General features: G+C 43.9%; 19 protein-coding genes and 1 riboswitch. Of the genes, 9 read left to right on the forward strand and 10 right to left on the reverse strand.

The annotated features are described in order from the left end of the window. Positions 1 to 21 precede the first annotated feature (21 nt). The 3 genes from OH456_RS03260 to OH456_RS03270 all read right to left on the reverse strand — a co-directional run bounded on the left by OH456_RS03260 (position 22) and on the right by OH456_RS03270 (position 3138). The gene (locus OH456_RS03260) at positions 22 to 549 is read right to left on the reverse strand and encodes a protein disulfide oxidoreductase (protein WP_270032789.1); all 528 of its coding nucleotides are present in this window, start codon (positions 547 to 549) and stop codon (positions 22 to 24) included. After that, entirely contained in the window at positions 539 to 2638 is a 2100-nt protein-coding gene (locus OH456_RS03265; RefSeq protein WP_270033067.1) for a protein-disulfide reductase DsbD family protein, read from the reverse strand. The genes OH456_RS03260 and OH456_RS03265 overlap by 11 nt, the downstream gene beginning before the upstream one ends. Positions 2639 to 2736: 98 nt before the next feature. Beyond that, positions 2737 to 3138 carry a hypothetical protein gene (locus tag OH456_RS03270; RefSeq protein WP_198559102.1) on the reverse strand — a complete coding sequence of 134 codons (402 nt, stop codon included), beginning with the start codon at positions 3136 to 3138 and terminating at the stop codon, positions 2737 to 2739. Between the two features lie 239 nt (positions 3139 to 3377). Between OH456_RS03270 and OH456_RS03275 the strand changes: the two genes are divergently transcribed. Beyond that, positions 3378 to 3596: a hypothetical protein gene (locus OH456_RS03275; protein ID WP_124941326.1), complete on the forward strand. Its 219-nt coding sequence runs from the start codon at positions 3378 to 3380 to the stop codon at positions 3594 to 3596. A 9-nt stretch (positions 3597 to 3605) separates the two neighbouring features. On the opposite strand, the gene mpaA is transcribed toward OH456_RS03275, so the two are convergent. After that, positions 3606 to 4343: a murein tripeptide amidase MpaA gene (gene mpaA, locus OH456_RS03280; protein ID WP_198559101.1), complete on the reverse strand. Its 738-nt coding sequence runs from the start codon at positions 4341 to 4343 to the stop codon at positions 3606 to 3608. A gap of 165 nt (positions 4344 to 4508) precedes the next feature. On the opposite strand from mpaA, the gene OH456_RS03285 reads away from it, so the two are divergent. Then, positions 4509 to 6131 carry an ABC transporter substrate-binding protein gene (locus OH456_RS03285; protein ID WP_124941324.1) on the forward strand — a complete coding sequence of 541 codons (1623 nt, stop codon included), beginning with the start codon at positions 4509 to 4511 and terminating at the stop codon, positions 6129 to 6131. Here OH456_RS03285 and OH456_RS03290 read toward each other — a convergent pair. Continuing rightward, positions 6111 to 6290, reverse strand: a complete 180-nt coding sequence (locus tag OH456_RS03290; RefSeq protein ID WP_031493968.1) for a hypothetical protein — start codon at positions 6288 to 6290, stop codon at positions 6111 to 6113. The genes OH456_RS03285 and OH456_RS03290 overlap by 21 nt on opposite strands. A 129-nt stretch (positions 6291 to 6419) precedes the next feature. Here OH456_RS03290 and OH456_RS03295 point away from each other — a divergent pair, with 129 nt between their 5' ends. Then, positions 6420 to 7190 (forward strand): helix-turn-helix domain-containing protein, encoded by a 771-nt coding sequence (locus tag OH456_RS03295; RefSeq protein WP_031493969.1) that lies wholly within the window; start codon positions 6420 to 6422, stop codon positions 7188 to 7190. Between the two features lie 40 nt (positions 7191 to 7230). Here OH456_RS03295 and OH456_RS03300 read toward each other — a convergent pair whose 3' ends face one another. Both OH456_RS03300 and OH456_RS03305 read right to left on the reverse strand, forming a co-directional pair. After that, on the reverse strand, positions 7231 to 7410 hold the full coding sequence (locus tag OH456_RS03300) for a hypothetical protein (RefSeq protein WP_006069383.1): 180 nt from the start codon (positions 7408 to 7410) through the stop codon (positions 7231 to 7233). A gap of 396 nt (positions 7411 to 7806) precedes the next feature. After that, the gene (locus tag OH456_RS03305) at positions 7807 to 9519 is read right to left on the reverse strand and encodes an ArnT family glycosyltransferase (protein WP_124941323.1); all 1713 of its coding nucleotides are present in this window, start codon (positions 9517 to 9519) and stop codon (positions 7807 to 7809) included. A 316-nt stretch (positions 9520 to 9835) separates the two neighbouring features. Further along, positions 9836 to 9900, forward strand: a riboswitch (Fluoride riboswitch). Between the two features lie 106 nt (positions 9901 to 10006). Between OH456_RS03305 and OH456_RS03310 the strand changes: the two genes are divergently transcribed. Next, the gene (locus OH456_RS03310; RefSeq protein ID WP_006069385.1) at positions 10007 to 10699 is read left to right on the forward strand and encodes an iron-sulfur cluster assembly scaffold protein; all 693 of its coding nucleotides are present in this window, start codon (positions 10007 to 10009) and stop codon (positions 10697 to 10699) included. A 15-nt stretch (positions 10700 to 10714) separates the two neighbouring features. Then, positions 10715 to 11689 carry a GGGtGRT protein gene (locus tag OH456_RS03315; RefSeq protein ID WP_006069386.1) on the forward strand — a complete coding sequence of 325 codons (975 nt, stop codon included), beginning with the start codon at positions 10715 to 10717 and terminating at the stop codon, positions 11687 to 11689. Positions 11690 to 11802: 113 nt separating this feature from the next. On the opposite strand, the gene OH456_RS03320 is transcribed toward OH456_RS03315, so the two are convergent. Both OH456_RS03320 and OH456_RS03325 read right to left on the reverse strand, forming a co-directional pair. Continuing rightward, positions 11803 to 13965 (reverse strand): EAL domain-containing protein, encoded by a 2163-nt coding sequence (locus OH456_RS03320; RefSeq protein WP_081411515.1) that lies wholly within the window; start codon positions 13963 to 13965, stop codon positions 11803 to 11805. A 14-nt stretch (positions 13966 to 13979) separates the two neighbouring features. Beyond that, positions 13980 to 14939, reverse strand: a complete 960-nt coding sequence (locus tag OH456_RS03325) for a phosphate/phosphite/phosphonate ABC transporter substrate-binding protein (protein ID WP_270032790.1) — start codon at positions 14937 to 14939, stop codon at positions 13980 to 13982. A gap of 377 nt (positions 14940 to 15316) precedes the next feature. Between OH456_RS03325 and OH456_RS03330 the strand changes: the two genes are divergently transcribed. Further along, complete coding sequence (locus OH456_RS03330) at positions 15317 to 15988, forward strand: SH3 domain-containing protein (protein WP_270032791.1); 672 nt, start codon at positions 15317 to 15319, stop codon at positions 15986 to 15988. 32 nt (positions 15989 to 16020) lie between these two features. Here the strand turns inward: OH456_RS03330 and OH456_RS03335 are convergent, their stop codons facing one another. Continuing rightward, complete coding sequence (locus OH456_RS03335; protein ID WP_006069390.1) at positions 16021 to 16416, reverse strand: hypothetical protein; 396 nt, start codon at positions 16414 to 16416, stop codon at positions 16021 to 16023. 158 nt (positions 16417 to 16574) lie between these two features. Between OH456_RS03335 and OH456_RS03340 the strand changes: the two genes are divergently transcribed. The 3 genes from OH456_RS03340 (at position 16575) to secF (ending at position 19884) form a co-directional block, all read left to right on the forward strand. Beyond that, complete coding sequence (locus OH456_RS03340) at positions 16575 to 17042, forward strand: hypothetical protein (RefSeq protein ID WP_270032792.1); 468 nt, start codon at positions 16575 to 16577, stop codon at positions 17040 to 17042. A gap of 113 nt (positions 17043 to 17155) precedes the next feature. Continuing rightward, positions 17156 to 18979 carry a protein translocase subunit SecD gene (gene secD, locus OH456_RS03345; protein WP_088878764.1) on the forward strand — a complete coding sequence of 608 codons (1824 nt, stop codon included), beginning with the start codon at positions 17156 to 17158 and terminating at the stop codon, positions 18977 to 18979. Positions 18980 to 18981: 2 nt separating this feature from the next. Continuing rightward, positions 18982 to 19884, forward strand: coding sequence for a protein translocase subunit SecF (secF, locus tag OH456_RS03350; protein WP_270032793.1), 903 nt, complete (start codon positions 18982 to 18984; stop codon positions 19882 to 19884). Positions 19885 to 19888 lie beyond the last annotated feature (4 nt).

Genomic DNA, 19888 nt, shown 5'->3' on the forward strand with positions numbered 1-19888 from the left:
TTTCCTTATGCCCAGTGAACACTAGGCAAATAAAATCCGTAACCACAGCCCAATCGGCGTGATGATGCCAGTCGAGATACTCTCAATCTGCCCCTTGTTTATGATGACAACGGTCGGTGTGACACTGATGTTCCATTGTCGACTAATTAGTCCGGTTGTATCGTTAATCACCGGAAAATCGTATTCCTTAGCTGTCATATACTGTTGGACGCGTTCATTTGTACCCGACGATAGGGCAATAGATAGCACCTGATGGTCGCTTGCAAACCAATTGATCGTTGGGCTGACAAATTTACAAGCACCACACCACGTCGCCCAAAAATACAGTACAACCGGTTTTTCCTGGCTTTGTTGAATGATATCGACAGGCAAGCCTCGGGTGGTCATCGCTTTTAACGAAGGCGCTTCACCACTGGGCATTGATGTACTGCGATACCAATCCAGAGCCATTGAAACCAATGTCATCAAAATAACAATGCTGATGAGCTCTTTTGACCATTTTTTAAGACGGCTGGACCAAGGTTTTTCTTCGGTCGATTTAGCCTTCATGTGTTTCTCCGCTGGCCATATCGATAGACTGCATAACCACCTCTGACGTCAGAATAACGGGCATTGGGATGCCTTGCGGATATTCTGGACCGTAGACAATATTAAATGGCACTCCAAAGCGTCCATAGCTCTGTAGGTATTGAGTCACGCTGTCGCTTGGCGTTGTCCAGTCTCCACGCATCAGTACGATGTCTGATTGCTGAAGTTTTTCATAAACTGGGTTTTGTAGAATGACGCCAATTTTGTTGGCTTTACAGGTAATGCACCAGTCAGCAGTAACGTCAACAAATACGGTTTTTCCTTGAGCCACGAGCTCTGGTATTTGATCACGATCCAGTTTCTGCCAGTGAAGATCATCAACGATAGGCGTGGACCATTTATCTGCGGTCACACTGCCGATGATCAGTCCACCACCAACGACAAAAATCGATAGCGCAGAGAGAACAGCTACTGCCTTGCGCCCGTATTGTTTGCCAATGAGTATCAGGGTAGCAATGATAATAATGGCTACCAACGCTGCGGTTAAAGCAAAACCAATAAAGGTTGACAGTAGTGTTACTAACCAAAGACTGGTCAATAACATCATTGCACCAAATGCTAGCTTCACTTTGTTCATCCAAGGACCCGGTTTAGGGAAGACATTAACCAAGGATGGGAACAGCGTAAACAACAGCCACGGTAAGCTCATTCCGATGCCGAGTGCCACAAAAATCAACCAAAGCTCGGTATAGCTTGCTCCCAGTGCATACGCAACGGCAGTACCAAGGAAGGGAGCACTACATGGTGTCGCTAGTAACGTTGCAAACATCCCTTGAACGAAATGCCCCCCATAGCTATGGTCACCTTTAGATGCCATCCAGGTGTTGAGGCTGCTTGGGAGTTGTATGTTGAATAAACCAAGCAAATTCGCTGAAAACAATAGGGTAACTATCGCCATAAAGGCAATAAACCAATAATTCTGGAATTGAATACCCCAACCAACCATATGCCCTGCCATCTTCAGAGATGTTAAGGCACCAGCAAGTAATAGGAATGAGCTGATGATACCAGCCGATGAAGCAAGAAATGACAATCGAACTTGCTTTGGCGATTGATTCACGCCCGAGATGATACTGTTAAGCTTCATGCCAAGCACTGGAAGTACACAAGGCATGATATTGAGAATCAGACCGCCTATAAGAGCAAATCCTATCATCCAAATGAGGCTTCCACTCTCAGGATAGGCCATTGGTATTGTGGATACTTGTGTTGACGTTTCCGTTAATATCAGTTCATCTGACACGGTAATTTGAATGTTTTTGTCACTGATATCTGCTTCGCCAAGCCAATTGCTAACATCAAATTTGGCATACAGAGTATTGCCTTCGATGGTTATTTTGGGCTGTGCGAAGAACTCATCACTGACTTCGTCTCCATCGACTAAAATCTGTGGTTTTTTCCAAGCCGTTTTGCTGGTTAGCTTAAGTTGAAGCTCTTGTGCTTGCTGATTCCAGTAGCTTGCTTCTACGGATATTTGGTTGTCCTTTTTGGGCGTCAAGCTCATGCCTTGACCAAACAGATACGCTGCATCGGAATCTAGTGAGAGAACATTGGGATCAATCTCTAAATCAATTGGGTAATCCGCTATCACACAGATATTGGTGCAGCTTGGCAATCGCAAGTTGGCTTTGAGCAAGATTGGTTTGGACGTATCTGTCACGGTGACAATAATCGGGAAGCTGACTTCGTGTTTGTACCCTAAAGTCATCACCCCTAGCTGCTCATAATAAGCAGGTACGGGCCATTGCCAATCTACCGCTTCGACATTCGTCGAAGCACTCCAATCAAATTCTGGTGCGACACCGCCTTCACCGGGACTACGCCAATAGGTTTTCCACTCTCCATCGAGTTCGACATTAAGAACCATCTCCATCTGTTTAGTTTGTGGATCGAGGTGGCCGGTAGATAGCAGCCGAACCTTCACCGGTGGATGCATTGGATCTTGAATCCATCCTGTAGATTGCGCATTTGACATTGCACTGTAAAGTGCAACGAAGACGATCGCGAACGTTAGCACTAGAGTGCTAAATGTTTGTCGACAAAGCGACATTAAAAGACGGCTACGCGTAGTGCGAGTCGTTAACATTGTGTTTGTATAAGACACAGTAATCTCCAATAAGTAATAAATAGACCTAAGTTGGAGGCGTTTTATTCCCGGAAAGTACAGTGAGTTACGTGAAGCCTGAGCTTAGGAGGATAGGTATCGCTTCGGCGAGTATGGGCTGGCTTAACTTTGCGCTCAGAAAGCAGTGCTAACAAAGCGACCAAAAACAGAAGCGGAGTAAAGGTTTCTAAATGAGCAAAAGATTGTCCAAGCAACTTTTGTGTCAATCGACATGGTTCATCAACTGGGGTGATGTTATGGACGATTTTCTCGATGGAATTGGAGTTGAACAGGGCCGCCTCGCTCATATAAGGTGCGGGTATTGGTGCGACTTCTACCAGTTGGCTGTGGTATGCAACGTTCGTTTTTAGCGCACAAAACATCACTACCAAAATGGCAGTGAGTAGGAAGAGTGTGCGAAAAATAGATTGCCTAAATGTATGCAAACCAAAGCCGTCGTGTTCAAAATGAGTGCTTACGTTATCTTGTTAGTCATAAACGTCAAGTGAAATCATGTCCAAAAATGTAAAGTAATCTAGATTAATTTTAACGGGAGTGAAAATTAACGGGTATGAATCACTGATTTTGTTTATCTTCGCTGATAGTCTTGTCAGATTACTCGCTCTCACCCACGTCCAATAAGTGGCTAAGGTAAGAGAGTCAATGAATGGAGCACGTGTAGTAAATGAGAAATTTGGTATTCATGGGTGTCTGTCTGGCGGTGACCGTCTGGATGATTTTTGATTCGGGTAAGTCGGAACAGGTATTCACATTTTGGGAGCACGTGAATCTACCGAACAAAGATGAAATTGGTATGTATGTTAGCCAGTTTTTTTACTACATCGCATTATTAGTCGGTGTGGTTTATCTTGGCCGCAAATTCAAACGTCGCAATGACAAGTAACCGTTGTGATTAAGCACTTGTTGAACTGTATTGCAACAAATCGATAAGTGCTTCTAACTGTTCTTCTATCGCATTGTCCGCTGAAATGGCAGGAAATTCGAGTGTGATACAAGGCAGTCCTTTCTCGTCACACCAACTCCCAAACGAACCAGGCGTGTCATACCCGACATCGTCAATCAAAGGCAGTGAGAAACGCTTTGCAAGCCACTTACCTAATTCAGAATGTTCCGGATCATCGATACAGGCTAATGGTTCATGAAGTGATACGACAAACTGTGGTCTTCGAGCCTCGATCAGGTCAACAAGGGCACTAATCTCTGGTTCAAGAGTAGTCACATTACCAGTTTTTACTTTGACGTCACGTTCACTTGCTGAGGTACTCCAGCGATATACTGTTCCTTTGTCCGTCCATGTCTTCGTCGGGAAAGCTCTATTTAGATCGACTTGATTGGCATTGGCGCGAGTCCCCAGCTGATTGCCATCAGGGTTCATTGATAAGATAACATCGTGTTTCAGGTATTCAGCAGGCAGGGTACGAAGGGCACACGACAACGCGGTAATGGATGCGGTCTCATCTCCGTGGGTACCTGCCAGTATGAGTCCTCGCTCCGGTGAGTTGATTTGGGCCGGAAAGTACAATAATGGTGCGCCTAAAACAGAGTGACCATACGTTTCTGGTTTGTTTTGAAATTCTGCCCTTAGTGCCCTTGGGCGTAATTGCGGCTTTGTTTGATTTGCATTATCCATTTTCTACATCCCAACTTCTTGCCTTTCCTCACGGCATTCTGTGGTTATATATGCCATAAATAGTGATGTAATGCTATTGAAAGCCTTTTTGTTGTAAAGAAACCAATGTGTTATCGATGACCAAAGGGCAAATTTATAATAACGACACCAATCAGGCGGTTTAGGATGAAACACACTACTTCATGGAAAGTATCGATTCTCTCAGCGCTCATTGCAGCGACGTTTTCAGTACAGAGTGCGACGGTGCCCGATGGCACACAACTGGCTGAGACTCAAAAAATCGTACGTGGCAACGATGCGGAAGTAGCAACGCTGGACCCGGCTAATGCTGAGGGGTTACCAGAAATGCATGTTCTAAGGGACTTATTTGAAGGTCTAGTGATTCAAGACAAAGAAGGAAATGTCATTCCCGGTGTTGCCGAGTCTTGGGAAACTAGTGACAACAAAACCTTTGTCTTTCACTTAAGAAAAGATGCGAAGTGGTCAAATGGCGATCCGGTTACCGCGCAAGATTTCGTTTATAGCCTTAAAAGAGCCGCCGATCCTAACTTTGCCTCGGCTAATGGTTGGTATTTAAAGCTGACCAAAATTAAGAATATTCAAGCCATCATTAATGGAGAAGCGCCGCTAGATTCGTTAGGGGTAAAAGCTGTGGATGATTACACCTTAAAGTATGAGCTGGACAGTCAGGTGCCGTATTTTGTCGCTATGACTGCACATTCATCAATGATGCCGGTCCATAAGTCAAACCTAGAGCAATTTGGAGATAAGTGGACTAGGCCAGGGAATATGGTTTCTAACGGCGCGTTTGTGCTAAAGAACTGGGTCATTAACGAACGTATTGAACTGGCGAGAAACAATCAGTACTGGGATAACGATCATACGGTACTCAATCAAGTCACTTATATTCCGTTTGAAAGTCAAACAGCAGCGATGAACCGCTACGCCTCTGGAGAAGTGGACATTACCTCGGATGTACCAACTGCAATGGCACCAAAGCTCAAGAAAGAACAGCCGGATGCCTATACGGTTGTTCCTTTGCTGTGTACCTACTATTACGCTTTCAATACGACCAAAGCGCCATTTAATGATCCAAAAGTGCGTCAAGCGGTTTCCTACACCATTATGCGTGATGTGATTACAGATGGTGTAACACAAGTTGGAAATCTTCCTGCTTATACGTTTGCTCACAAATATGTAGCGGGCTTTGACGCGACGCAACCTGATTACAGCAAGTGGACACAAAAACAACGTGATGAGAAGGCTAAGAAGTTACTCGCTGAAGCAGGGTACAACGATGCCAACCCACTGGACATTAAACTTCTATACAATACAAGCGAAAGCAATAAATCAATTGCTGTAGCGATTGCGTCAATGCTGAATAAAAACTTGGGGGCAAAAGTAGAGTTAGAGAATCAAGAGTGGAAATCATACTTGGTGGCTCGTCGTGAAGGTAACTTTGACGTACTTCGTACTTCTTGGTGCGGAGACTACAATGAAGCATCTACGTTCTTAAGTCTGATGACGTCTGATAATGCGGGCAACCGAGCGTTTTACAAGAGCAAGGCTTACGACAAGATTATTGATGGAGCACTCGCTGCAACTACAGACGAAGAGCGAGCGCGTTTTTACGATCAGGCAGAATCCTTGTTAGCCCAGGATATGCCGATTGCGCCAATCTATTATTACATGCAAGCTCGCTTAGTAAGGCCGACGGTCGGCGGGTTTCCAATGAATAATGTTGAAGGGCGAATCTACTCTAAGGACTTATATGTAAAAGCGAAATAAAAGTCCACTTAAGACCACCACAATGATTGCCAAGCCAGCTAATTTAAGCTGGCTTTTTTGTGTCGAGTTGAAAAAGCCAGATTGAGCTTTTGGAGCTAAATTCTCTTGATAGCTGCGTCGTTGTAGTTCAGGGACAAAATCGAAAATAGTGTTCATCATAAGGCGACCTAATATAGTGTGGTTGAGTTTTTATGGTCGCATATTGATTCGTTTCCTCAATTGGAAACAAAATTAGGTCTTAATGTGATACTTTAGGTGGCACGATAAGAAACTTGGGACATTTGTACAATGGATGCCATCGCTAAACAGATTTGCGAAGAGTTAAAAAGAGCGCTGAAAAACTCAAAAATGTCTTACTTGGATGTTGCTAAAGCACTTCAGGTGTCGGAAGTCAGTGTAAAACGGATGCTCAACTTACATCAGCCGCTTTCCATTAGTCGGATGAATGACATTGCAGCTCTGATCCAAACACCGTTATCGACCATTGTTTTGAATGCAGAAAACGCTGTCAGTGAAGTGCCAACCTACACAGAACAACAAGATAGCGCGTTTTGTCAATCGCCGGAGCTTTATACACTAATAGCTGGCATTATTGATGAGTACCTTAGTGCAGACGACCTCATGCAGCGTTATGACTTAGATAAACAATCTATGTACCTTTATTTACGTGATTTGGAAAATGTTGGGTTGATTGCACTCTCTGAGGGATTGGAGTTTAAGCTATCGGTACCACGGCACATTGCATTTGGAAAGCATAGCCAGTTCTCAAATTTCTTTAAAAACCAAGTGATTGATGCTCTAAAGGCCGAAGTCCAGGAGATAGATCCTGACGATAATAATGTTTACTTGATTAGCGCAAAGCTGACATTAACCGAAGAAGAGTTTCATCAATATAATCTTGAGTTAGAAGAGCTGATGATTAACGCTCATAAACTAAGCCAGAGTCGCTATGACTGCACCGAGCGTTACAACGAATACACCATTGTGGACATGGGAGCGAAAGGTGAATTTCAACCTAAATTGAAATTACCAGGTCCGCATTCATCAATTAAACGCTAATTAAAAAGGGACAGGTCAACTACCCGTCCCAAAGCACCAGCTAAGCCTTACTAATGAGGCGCAGAATCGCTTTATTGATTCCGATTAAGTCATTAACAGTTGATGCGCTATGAATGGCCTCAATTAGTGACTCTTTGCTGCATCGTGGGATGACATCGATATTCTTCACCTTGCCTTCAAGAGTGTTCTTCATTAACTGAAATGTCTTTTGTTCGAACATGTTTATGTGCCTGTGACGTTGTTTTTATTTATTTGGTTTTGAGTCTATCTGACTTTTATGACAGTTAGCCAGACTGCCAAGAGGTAGACTTTAAAATATGTCGTGTGGTATATCAACCGTATTTGAAAAATGATAAAGGCTTCAATAACTCCAATCAAATGCAAAGACTATATAGAACCAAAGAGGTCATTAGGAAGGAATATTGTTGCCTTAGCTCACTAAGATAATAACTTTATTTTCAGTTAGATGCGTGAGGGTGGTTTGCAACTAAATATTAACGACTGCGTAGAATCAGCGATGTAGGTTGACGTTATTGTGATCTGTGCAACAAGTCTTAGATAGAAAAAGCCCTCTATTTCTAGAGGGCTGAAATGTTTTATGACAATTTAGTTTCGGTTATTGTCCAGAAAGCCAAAAAACCGCATCCTTTTCTTTGTCACTTCGAGGCGTTCCTTTTGCGAGGATCTTGTATTGTGTATCCTCACGGAATGGCGTGAACTTGATTATGTCAGTTGTTGAGTTACTTCTATCGAGTAACAGGTAATCGTAGTCAGGGTCCACTCCATCTAAAATGGCCTGTGCACGCTCAACACTGACTTGTGGAACTGCCCAGTCATGGTAGAGGAAGAATATCGACGTCATAGTTTCTGAGAAACGCACGCTTGCAATACGGTCTCTTTTTTCTACTGGCACTTGCTCAACAAAAGCTTTTAAGTCCGGCTTCATGTCTTTTGCAATATCAATCGCTGGGAACAAGTAGTTAAAGGCACTTGAGAAGAATAGGGCAGTGATGATTGCCATCTTGCTCCATTGCGGCCATGGCTTACGTTCTACGAGCACCATCAAAACGATAGCCGCGATAGGTAACAATGCTACCAAGTGCCACGTACTCAACCATTCCATTAGTGCTGGTGGAATTTTTCTCGTTGGCAAAAATCCTGACCATAAAGGCACAACAGCAAATGCAATCAGTACTAATGACATTAGCGCAAGCCAGCCTTTGCGGTACCAGTTAAACCATTTGCCAGAGAAGCTTGTTAACGCATCTGCAATAATAAGAGCAAACAGCGGCATTAGCGGCGCTAAGTACATAGAACGCTTTGTCACTGAGTAAGACAGGACAAAGATAGCGATAGCGAACCAAAAAGCGAAGAAGCCATCCGTCCAAGAGAGCTGTTTTGGTTGGCGTAGCTTATAGATAAAGTTGCCTAGCCACAGTAATAATAGTGGTGTCCATGGCGCACTGTATTCCAGTATACCCTTGACATAATAGAAAGGTTTTCCCGCGTTATTGTGGCCGAGAGTATTTGTTGCAGAGCCTGTCAGTCGGCCTACCTGATTATCCCAAAACCATGCTTTCCAAAGCTCTGGAGAAGCCGTCTTGTAGAAAGGATAAATCCAACTCGCGGCGACTAAACACATCACACTGATACCAATCACATGCATCAGTACAAACTGGCTGGTTGAGGTCGCTTGTTCGGGAAACTGTTTTCTTAGGGTTAAAGCTCGTAATACTAACGGTACCCATGCTAGACCTATACAAAGCACGATGGCGACTGGCCCTTTACTTAAGAAGGCCAGCCCAGTAAATGCACCTGCCACAATTAAATAGCCTAACTTTTGGCGTAGGTAGGCTTCACTAAAGGCCCAAGTTGCAGCGATTGTAGTAAACATTAATGCAGCATCAACTCGCAACCAATGAAAGTTGAGGATAAAACCTTCAAGTGTCCCAAGTACAGCCAGTGCCATCCATGCGAAATTCTCTCCTTTAAATAGGTAAGCGATTCGATATGTAGCGGCAAGTGATCCCAGACACAACAAGGAAAGAGCAAGTCGCCCAGCCATGATGGCGTCCAGTCCCGTTGCGTGCATTAATACGGTTGAGATGATAAAGAACACAGGCGGCTTTTCTACAAATGAAATGCCAGCAAACTGAGGGATGATGAAGTCACCTGTGATGTACATGCTATGAATAATGGCAGCCACACGAGGTTCGTCGGGCGTCCAGACGTCGTGGTCGAATAACCCACTAAATACCACTGCGATGATGGCAAGCAACAAAACGAACTTCCAACTGTTGTTTTGCTCACTTGAATACGATGTTGACACTACTTTTCTCCGTTGACACTGCGAAGGGATATCGCATTACGATCATTCTGTTAATAAAGGTGGTTAATTAAAGCTCAAAATTCTAGAGAGACTGCTTTGAGACAGCAATGCCTAACAGGCTAAATAAACGGTGTTTTTCAAGATAATTAACGCCAAAATGACACGACTATACCTTGATATTAGAGCCGATTATGTATCGACTTTGTAATAGTTGATATCATTATGCTTATTGCGTTATGAATATAAAACTAAATATTTTTATGAATAATGGTTCTAGACAGAGGTCTTGCACAAAAATGTGATTTAGATCTAAAATTGCAACCAAGGTGATGGGGTTCCACCTACTTAACCGCCAAATCGGCTGATGACTCCTACAGTTTCTGAAAACAGGTGTATCTGTTGGGACGATCCTATTTTGGGATCGACGAACTGTAGTTAGATCATTAGTTCCGTTCTACACCTGTTTTCCTTTATCGAGGAAAACGACATGCAATACGCTCACGAAATTCAATCTATGTGCCCAATTCAAAGGGGCGACCTTCATGCATCCGCGCCAATTCCTGTCGAAGGCCGCTGGATCAATCCCAAAGACGTTATCGCAATCTCTGGCCTGAGTCATGGCGTTGGTGCTTGTGCTCCTCAACAAGGTGCGGCGAAGTTAACGCTTAACGTTAAAGATGGCATCGTAGAAGAAGTGCTTATTGAAACAATTGGTTGCTCAGGCATGACTCATTCCGCGGCGATGGCATCCGAAATTCTTACCGGAAAAACCATTCTAGAAGCGATGAATACTGACTTGGTTTGCGATGCAATTAACGTCGCAATGCGCGAGATTTTTCTTCAATTCGCTTATGGTCGAACTCAATCCGCTTTTTCCGAAGGTGGTCTTGAAGTTGGCGCTGCATTAGAAGACCTAGGGAAAACTCAACGCAGTCAAGTAGGAACGAGTTACTCAACCCGAATCAAGGGTCCTCGCTATATGGAAGTAGCTGAAGGCTATGTTACCCAATTAGCGCTTGATGAAGACGGTGAAATCATCGGTTATGAATACCTTAACCTTGGCAAAATGATGGCTCAAATCAATAGTGGTGTGGCCGCTGACGAAGCACTAGCTAGCGCGAAAGGCACTTATGGCCGCTTTGATGAAGCTGTTAAAACTGTTAATCCACGTCAAGACTAAGTTGAGGAATTTATTATGACTATTACTAAACAAGCACTACTTAATGAAATGAACTTCCTCTCAATTGAAGAGGCTTACAACTACTGTCTTGAAATGGGTATTGACCCAAAACAATTGGTTTTAGACACGCAACCAATCGCCTTTGATAATGCATGTGATGCTTATACTTTAGGTACTGCTTTAGCTCTTCATCGTAAAGCAGCGACAGCGGCGGAAGCGGCTTCAACTATTGGTGAGGGTTTGCAAGCATTCTGTAAACCAGGCAGTGTAGCAGCGCAGCGAGAAGTAGGTTTAGGGCATGGTGCGTTAGCAGCTCGATTGCTTAATGAAGAAACACAATGCTTTGCATTCCTTGCTGGTCATGAGTCATTTGCAGCAGCAGAAGGGGCGATTAAAATTGCTCTGAACGCAAACAAATCTAGAAAATCTCCATTAAGAGTTATCCTTAACGGCCTAGGCAAAGATGCCGCTTATCTCATCTCACGCATCAACGGTTTTACTTACGTCCGTACTCAGTATGATTACGCAACTGGCGAACTCAATGAAGTTAGCCGTAAACGCTTTAGTAAAGGCGAGCGCGGAGAAATCTTGTGCTTTGGTGCGGATGATGTCCGTGAAGGTGTGGCCATCATGCATGCCGCTCAAGTTGATGTAAGTATCACAGGTAACTCGACAAACCCAACGCGTTTCCAACATCCGGTAGCGGGTATTTACAAATCAGAAAGACTTAACCAAGGTAAAGCGTACTTCTCTGTGGCTTCTGGTGGTGGTACTGGTCGTACTCTACATCCAGACAATGTTGCGGCGGGCCCTGCGAGCTATGGTATGACAGACACAATGGGCCGAATGCATGCTGATGCCCAATTTGCAGGCAGTTCTTCAGTGCCAGCTCACGTGGCTATGATGGGTTTCATCGGGATGGGTAACAACCCTATGGTGGGAGCGTCAGTGGCGTTAGCGGTAGAAGTGGACCTAAGACTGAATAAATAGCCTTAATCTCAAGAAAACGATATTGGCATTGCAAGATTTTGAAGAGAGTTTGTTTCCTCATAACTATAACAAAACATGTCGTTGAGTATTGCCGCTCCATTGGAGCGGCTTTTTTAGATTTTGAATTCAACCACGTTAGACTCGCTGGCATTGATGAGCCTTTTCACAAAGTCATCCACAGGCATTGGCTTATCGTAGTAATACCCTTGTCCAATCTGGCAGCCGTACTGCGACAGTTTTTCGGCCTGTTCGATTTTCTCAATTCCTTCGGCAACAACAAGTAAGTCGAGGTTTTTGGCCATAGCGACCATGGCCTGTACCAATTGTTGATCCTTAGGGTCAGTGATAATGTCTCTAACAAAGGAACGGTCAATCTTAATTCCGTCTACGGTAAACTTACGCAGGTAACTTAAAGACGAGTAGCCAGTACCAAAGTCATCTAACCATACTTCAATGCCACTCTCACGGATCGCTTTTAGCGTACGTTCTGCCTCATCTTCGTCCTGAAGTAATAAGCTCTCTGTAATTTCGATTCGAATTGCTTTGGCTGGAACTTGATACTTCTCCATATAAAACGCAAACATTTCCACCAAATTCTGTCTGTAAAGTTGCTTCGACGAGATATTGATAGACGCATGGAAATCAGGTGCGAAGTAAGGCGCCCATTGTTGTAGCTGAATACAAAGTCTTTCAATTAACCATTGCCCTAATGGCAATATCATCGCTGTTTCTTCTGCAATAGAGATGAAGTCAACAGGAGGAACGATACCTAAGGTTGGATGTCTCCAACGAACTAGAGACTCAGCACCAAGTATCCGTCCAGTCTTTATGCAAACCAATGGCTGGAACCAAAGTTCGAATTGTTGCAAATCAGACAGTGAACGTCGTAATTCTCGTTCAATATTGGCACGATGTACGACAGACTTGAACATCTTAGGGGTAAAGACCTTATGAGTGTTCTTGCCATCAGCTTTGGCTCGATACATGGCAATGTCTGCGTTTTTGATTAAATCTTCAGAGGTTTTACCGTTATACGGATATCTGGCGACACCTATACTGCCTCCAACAACGAGCTCTTCATTTTCCATCAAAATAGGGGAGCGCACCGCGACAAAGATCTTTTTGATTACGGCGTCTACATCCTCTGTTGTTTTTAAGTGCGGAATAAGCATTAAAAACTCATCACCACCGATACGAGAAATCATGGTCAGTGGATGGTCATTGGTAATGTCACGGGCACATAAACTGAGTTTTTCAGCCAGCCTTATCAGTAAAAAGTCACCACTATCATGACCGTAATTGTCATTGACTACCTTGAATTCATCTAAATCGAGAAACAGCACCGAAAATGAAGTCGCTGGATAAGACTTAATTGTGCTCTGCAGATGCTGTATAAAGCGTGTGCGGTTAGGCAGTTCTGTTAACGCATCGTGATAGGCTAGGTGAGTGATCTTTTGCGTGCGCTGCTCGAGTTTGGTTGCCATTGAACGTACGGCAATACTCAAATCCCCAATCTCATCCTGTCTATCAACCGCAGTGATGTTCTCCGCGCGAGTAAAATCCCCTCGACCTATGGCGTCAGTTTGCTCGGTAAGCTTAATGAGAGGTTTACTCCAACGGCGAGAAATAATGGTTGCGATGATAGCCGAGATAGTCAGTAGTAATACGGCGGCTAGTGCCACGCCGATGTACAGTTCTTCTTTAGAGCGTCGATCGATGGCCTTTATTAGAGTTGTTACTGAATCAATGTCCTTTTGAACCTTATCGAGTGATAGCTCGATAAAAACACCGCCAATTACTTGGTCCGCTGCTGCGATTGGACGGAAAACAGTTAGGCTATCAGGTCCGAAGGACTGAATTGAGCTGCCATAACGTAGTACGCTGCTAATCTGGTTGGGGTAAGGGAAAGGCTTACCGATATTTTCCAGTGATTCATCCCCATCATGAAATATTCGCCCCTGTTTATCGAAGATGACCAGACGTTTAACTTCACCTAGTTGGGTGATTGGCTTAATGAGGTAGCTGGCCTCTTCCTGGTTATACATATAAAGAGGATCAAACATCGCATCTGACAGATAGCTTGACATTTGATCAGCGCGTTTACTCAACTCGGCTCGAAAGGTCTTGCTATTTTGAACGGTTAACTCGTTTAGCAGTCGGCTCGATTGCGCGGAGGAAAGCCATATATGAATACCTGCGCTGGTCAACGTCATGACAACGGCTAGTGCAAATGTCACTAGCATGTATTGTCCTTGTAGTCGTAGTCTCAACTTCATTCAATTACCCTAAATCAGTTGAACCATGCTTCTTCGACTTGAAGACGAGCGGCGTTGTATTGTGGAAATAATGTGAGCTGGGATGCAGGTATCTCATCAAACTTTGCCGTTTTCTGAAACTGTGCAAGTGCAGCAGCGCCCATCGGATCCGAGTCTGCGTTGAGCAATGTATCTTTAACGGTCTGTTTTACCTCTGTTGGTAGGTCGTTTCTGATAACCATGACACTACGAGGAACACTTTCTGTACGATAGAAAATTTTCATGGTCGACTTTATATGTTGAGGCATATCTCCCAAATCGTCCCAATTAGCATTAGAGAAAGCGGCCGCATCTACTTGAGAACGATAGACCCAGGTTGATAACGAGATTTCATCTGCTTTACGAAGAACGTCCCCTGTCAGTACGACACCAACTTTATCTTTTAGAACTGGAGTAAAGGAGCTCGCGAAACGTGTAGGGGCTAGGTGATGTTCACTTAGTGTTTTCATCGGTAAGTAAAACCCGGAGGTCGAGCTTTGGTCCTCTAAAGCAATAGTTTTCCCGGTTAGATCGGACAATGAATTGATATCGCTGTCTTTGCGGGCAAAAAACACGGTGTGGTATTCAAATTCACCTTTTTTCCAACGTCGAAGAATAATTTCACCATTATGTTCGCTTTGTAAAGCGAGTGCAGCAAACAGAGTTTCAGATACTAGATCTATTTCTCCAGAATCCAACCATTGTCCGAGCTCTAATGCCGATTTGGTTACCTTTACTTCGGCTTTCGTATACCCATATTGACGGAGGTTGTCAGCCAGGTACCTGGCAAGTGGCGCAGAGAAACCAATATGCTTTCGGGCTTTGCTACTGAGTACCCCTATAGTGAATGTTTTACCATCCTCTATACTGTTCCCTGCGTTAGTATTGGCACTGACGATAGTAATGCCAAATACAAACTGAGAAATCAGTAGTCCTAATAACAACTTTAAGCGCATTAATAACTAACCCTTACACAATAGTGCTAAACCTATACTAGTCGATTTGATCTTGAAATCGAGTTTAATCACTGACTTAGGTATACCCTAATCGACCAGCTTAGTTGCTCTACATTACATTAAGTAATGGGGAGCGCAAACCAGCGCTCGGTGCTCTATTGATTGAAATATAGTCGTTCTGTTGCAGTAAATACAGACGAAGTAAACATTGCAGAAATACTAGCACATTCATTAACTTAATGAATGTATTTATATGTATTGCTGGATGATTTAAAGCGCGAATTTAGCGAAGTGTGATTATCTGCTAGAATCCTGAGTTAATTATTCGCCCTTGTTGCCGATAACGAATAACAAGCATTAGATAAAATGGGTCAGTTGTGAAAAAGGTAGTGGTTATTGTATTAGCGGTCGTAACGCTAGTATTAGCTGGTCTTGGTATTGCTTATTATCTGGGCTATCTCAATCAAGATGAGACAGAAGCGATTGTGCCTCGAACACATCCTGATATACAGAATACAAGCGATGATTCGCCTTCTGACATTGTTGTTGAACAACCCAGTCCGCCTCCTTTACCAGAATATTATTTTGTGGCGAGATCATTCGAGAACGTCCTTACTCAACCCGATCTCGCCTCTGCACCTGATGGTGTGGCGTACTATGGTGAAAAGTTGAAAGTTCTTGAGAGAGAGGGTGAGTGGATACGCATCGCGCCTATTTATCAACTCGAAGAAGGGGCAGAAGAAATATCTCAGTGGGTAAATACAAAGCACCTAGTGACTAAAGAGGTTAACCTGAGTGGCGAGCGTTGGTTAAATGTCTTAACGGACTACATCGAAGGCAGTGACGACTTTATGCTCTATCAAGAAAAATTCTTTGATGCTTCCACTAAACTGGTGAAGCAAAAGCGATGTCGATTGTCTGATTTTGAAGAACTAAGTGGTTGGGTAAAATCGATCAATCATCAAGACAGTGTTTATTTTACCTACTGTGGTGGGATTGAATCGGAGAATAAAGTTTATTTGAATGTCGCGACAGGAGAGTTATTTTAATCTGCTGCGATAAGAATATTACCACCAATAGTTTAATAGTCGTCCTGTTCCCGTTCTGCATTACGGGCCATCTCTTTAGCATATTGTTTGAGGCGCTTAAGAGCGGTGAGGTCGCCTCTCTCGATATGCTCTATGGGCGCGTAACCGTTTAAGTTTTTGGCATTGTTTCTGACATTAATGAAGTTGTTGATGAAATGAGAGCTTTCGAACGCGTTACGCAGTAGGCCATCAATTTCAACCACTAAGTGAACTCGCTCAAGTGTTGAAGGACCAATAGGGACAGTGGCAGGCGTAACTTTTAAGCGAGCATGCTGCTCAGGCGAAATTTCTAAAATGGCTTCTGTCTGTAAATTAGATGCACCCCATCCATCGAGTACGTTTAATGCGTACTTTACTAAGGTCAATTTTTCATTTTGTGACAGTTCCATTGTCATTCCTTTCTATCGTTACTCTTTGACTATAGTTTGCGACATTTATTACCTCAACATGAAGTAAACGGATTCTAATATTCGATTTAGTATTTTTTATTTGTCTTTGAGGCAACATAGGCAGATAATGCAGATCTTGGTGTCATGAGGCTAGTTTTTTGTCTAAGTTCTATTTGCAGTTTATCGTTTCTCTGGTTGTTGCGTTTTTCGCTCCGCTAGGTGTTGCTGCGTCTGAATCGGCAAATCCACAGAACTCATCTTCTGGTATTTCTCTATGGGAAGATCAAGCTTCACTTGGTGTTTCAACCAGACTTGGCCAGACAACCAGACAAACCCCAACTCCTCAAAAGCCGAAATCAAAGTCATTTGGCGACCACGATGCTAAGGCGATACTCACCGTCTGGCGTTGGACTGGTAACAACAATGAGAACCATGAATTAGAAACGCCTACTTATAGTGTGGTGTTCGATTATAGTTGTACTGGCCAACAAGAGTTGCGCAGTGCTGCCGTTAATGAAGCGCTGATAACCCCTTTCTTCCTTAATTATGTCCAAAACAGCCACCGTATCAGTGGTTGGAAAGATGGCAACACGCTCTACGTTTTCCTGAATACCCAATACGCATAGTTCGTTTTCAACCGTAAATCTATCCACCTCTACTCCAATGTAATACATGGAGAATAGTAGGTGTGCTTATCTTTATCTGTATTAAAAGTTCAGCATAACGCTGAGGGAAAACTATGCGTAAAAAGCCTCAACCGAGAGCAGTATTAAACAAATACTCTACTTGGAAATATATCGTTCTTGTTGTGACCTGTGTGGTCTTGACTCTAAGTGCTTTACCGTCTTGGTACGGCGAGAAGCCTGCTATTGAGCTGAAAGTGAGCGAGCACAACGAGCATTTAAACTCGGTATTCAAAATCAATTCCTTACTTCATGATGACGGTATCAAACCAGAGTCGGTCAGCATGGAAAGCAATGTCGCTCAACTTGTATTTGACAATGAAGCGGAGCAAACCAAGGCTCGAAATGCCCTTGGGGAGTGGGTGGGTAAGGATGACAGCATGTCCTACTCTTACACATCAGTCGCACCCGAATGGCTCCAAACGATGGGCTTTACCCCAATTAAACTTGGTTTGGACTTACGAGGTGGCGTTCAATTCTTATTGAACGTTGACGTAGACCAGGCGGTTTCTGAGCAGCGTGATGCAGTGGTCGATGAGATTAAGCAAGACTTGCGTAAAGAACGTATCTTCGGTGTACAAGTACGCCCTGACACTGATACGGGTATTCGTGTTACTTCAAAAGACAGCGAAGGTGAGATTGCTGTTCGTAAATTTGTGAATGCTAACTACCCAGAATGGCAAGCGAAGGGAGAAGGGGATGAGCTATCTATTAAGATGAAAGCTCAGAACTATGCAGATTTCCAAAATCTAACCATGCAGCAAAACCTAAAAATCATGCGCCAGCGTATTGAAGAATTAGGTATCACGGAAGCAATGGTTCAGCGTCAAGGCGAATCAGGTATTCGTATCGAACTTCCAGGTGTTCAAGACCCATCATTGGCAAAACGCGTGATTGGTGCTACTGCGAGTTTGGCTTTCCATGAAGTCAGCACGTCATCAAACCCGGTGTCTACGCTTAAAGTGAAAGACGAACAAGGCAAACCGGTTACTTTGGTGAAGAAGCCAGTATTGACGGGTGAGCACATTGTTAATGCTCGCGTAGGTTTTGACCAAATGCATCGCCCTGAGGTTGATATCTCCCTCGACCATGCTGGTGGCAAAATGATGAGCGATTTCTCTGCAACGCACATCGGTAAGCCAATGGCGACGGTCTATCGCGAGTACGGTGTGGATGCACGAGGTGAAACTCAGCGCAATGAAAAAGTCATCAGTGTGGCAACCATTCAATCCCAATTGGGTAGTCAGTTCCGTATTACAGGTTCGGGTAACTTGGAAGAAGCTCAGCAACTAGCTCTGCTACTTCGTGCCGGCTCTCTGACAGCGCCTGTGACCATTGTTGAAGAGCGTACTATTGGCGCATCTCTCGGTGCGGAAAATATCCAAAATGGCTTTGCAGCTTTAGCATTAGGCATGGGACTAACTCTGACCTTTATGGCGCTTTGGTATCGTCGATTAGGTTGGGTAGCTAATGTGGCGTTGGTGCTAAATATGAGCTGTTTGTTAGGTCTAATAGCACTGGTGCCGGGTGCCATCTTAACGCTTCCGGGTATTGCTGGTTTAGTACTTACAGTCGGTATGGCGGTAGATACCAATGTACTTATTTTTGAACGTATCAGAGATAAATTGGCGGAAGGGCGTAGCTTTGCTCAAGCAATAGACCAGGGTTTCAACTCTGCAGTGGCAACCATTATGGATGCAAATATCACCACCATGATTACTGCGGTTATTCTATATGCCATTGGTAATGGTCCGATTCAAGGGTTCGCATTAACGCTAGGCCTTGGTCTGCTAACAAGCATGTTCACGGGCATTTTCGCATCGCGTGCAATTATTAATTTGAAGTGGGGACGAGACACTCGTCGTGAGGTGAGGGTTTAATCATGAAAAACTTCTTTAAAACTAATATTCGTTCCATTCGATATTTTACTAACGTGCTTTCCATTGCCTTGGTCGTGATTTCGATTATCGCCGTTGGAATGAAAGGATTGAACTTCGGTTTGGATTTCACCGGTGGTGTTGTATCAGAGGTGCAACTGGCATCAAATACCAGCCAAAATGAACTGAAACAGACACTAGAACCCGTTTTAGGCGATGGCATTACAGTTACCCAATCAGGAGAAGAAGGGCGCTGGACTATTCGTTATGCTGCAGACCAAGGTGCAGCGAAACACAATGAGTTCAAAGAAACGCTGCTAAAGGCATATCCAGGTTCTACCATTGTCAGTGACAGTATTGTTGGTGCTCAGGTTGGTCAAGACCTTTATGACCAAGGCGGTTTGGCGCTGTTAGTTTGTTTGCTTTGTATCTTAGGCTACTTGAGCTTCCGATTCGAATGGCGTTTGGCTAGTGGCGCATTAGCGGCACTTCTGCATGATGTCATTTTAGTGTTGGGCTTTTTTGCGTTGACTCAGATGGAGTTTAACCTCACGGTTTTCGCTGCGATCTTAGCCATCTTGGGCTACTCGCTCAATGACTCGATTATTATTGCCGACCGTATTCGTGAAATCCTGAAGTTGCGTCCAAATGAGCAAACTGCTGATGTAAGTGACCAAGCAGTTATAGCGACGTTTGCGAGAACAATGGTGACTTCTGGTACTACTCTGATTACCGTTGCTGCACTTTGGTTATTGGGCGGTGATGCATTGCAAGGCTTCGCTACGGCAATGTTTATTGGTATTTTCTCCGGCACTTGGTCATCAATCTCAATGGGTACCGTTATCCCAGAATGGTTGCACTTAGAATCGAAACATTACCAACCGATAGAAATAGATACAGCACCTTAGAAAG

The organism is Vibrio sp. La 4.2.2 (assembly GCF_027586995.1).
Classification (GTDB): Bacteria; Pseudomonadota; Gammaproteobacteria; order Enterobacterales; family Vibrionaceae; genus Vibrio; species Vibrio mediterranei.

Bases quoted from the DNA above. Each gene is read 5' to 3' on its own strand.
- OH456_RS03320 (WP_081411515.1), bottom strand. From the start codon at position 13,965: ATGAAGTTGAGACTACGACTACAAGGACAATACATGCTAGTGACATTT.
- OH456_RS03325 (WP_270032790.1), bottom strand. From the start codon at position 14,939: ATGCGCTTAAAGTTGTTATTAGGACTACTGATTTCTCAGTTTGTATTT.
- OH456_RS03315 (WP_006069386.1), top strand. From the start codon at position 10,715: ATGACTATTACTAAACAAGCACTACTTAATGAAATGAACTTCCTCTCA.
- OH456_RS03310 (WP_006069385.1), top strand. From the start codon at position 10,007: ATGCAATACGCTCACGAAATTCAATCTATGTGCCCAATTCAAAGGGGC.
- secD (WP_088878764.1), top strand. From the start codon at position 17,156: ATGCGTAAAAAGCCTCAACCGAGAGCAGTATTAAACAAATACTCTACT.
- mpaA (WP_198559101.1), bottom strand. From the start codon at position 4,343: ATGGATAATGCAAATCAAACAAAGCCGCAATTACGCCCAAGGGCACTA.
- OH456_RS03275 (WP_124941326.1), top strand. From the start codon at position 3,378: ATGAGAAATTTGGTATTCATGGGTGTCTGTCTGGCGGTGACCGTCTGG.
- OH456_RS03285 (WP_124941324.1), top strand. From the start codon at position 4,509: ATGAAACACACTACTTCATGGAAAGTATCGATTCTCTCAGCGCTCATT.
- OH456_RS03260 (WP_270032789.1), bottom strand. From the start codon at position 549: ATGAAGGCTAAATCGACCGAAGAAAAACCTTGGTCCAGCCGTCTTAAA.
- OH456_RS03335 (WP_006069390.1), bottom strand. From the start codon at position 16,416: ATGGAACTGTCACAAAATGAAAAATTGACCTTAGTAAAGTACGCATTA.
- OH456_RS03290 (WP_031493968.1), bottom strand. From the start codon at position 6,290: ATGATGAACACTATTTTCGATTTTGTCCCTGAACTACAACGACGCAGC.
- secF (WP_270032793.1), top strand. From the start codon at position 18,982: ATGAAAAACTTCTTTAAAACTAATATTCGTTCCATTCGATATTTTACT.
- OH456_RS03265 (WP_270033067.1), bottom strand. From the start codon at position 2,638: ATGTCGCTTTGTCGACAAACATTTAGCACTCTAGTGCTAACGTTCGCG.
- OH456_RS03300 (WP_006069383.1), bottom strand. From the start codon at position 7,410: ATGTTCGAACAAAAGACATTTCAGTTAATGAAGAACACTCTTGAAGGC.
- OH456_RS03295 (WP_031493969.1), top strand. From the start codon at position 6,420: ATGGATGCCATCGCTAAACAGATTTGCGAAGAGTTAAAAAGAGCGCTG.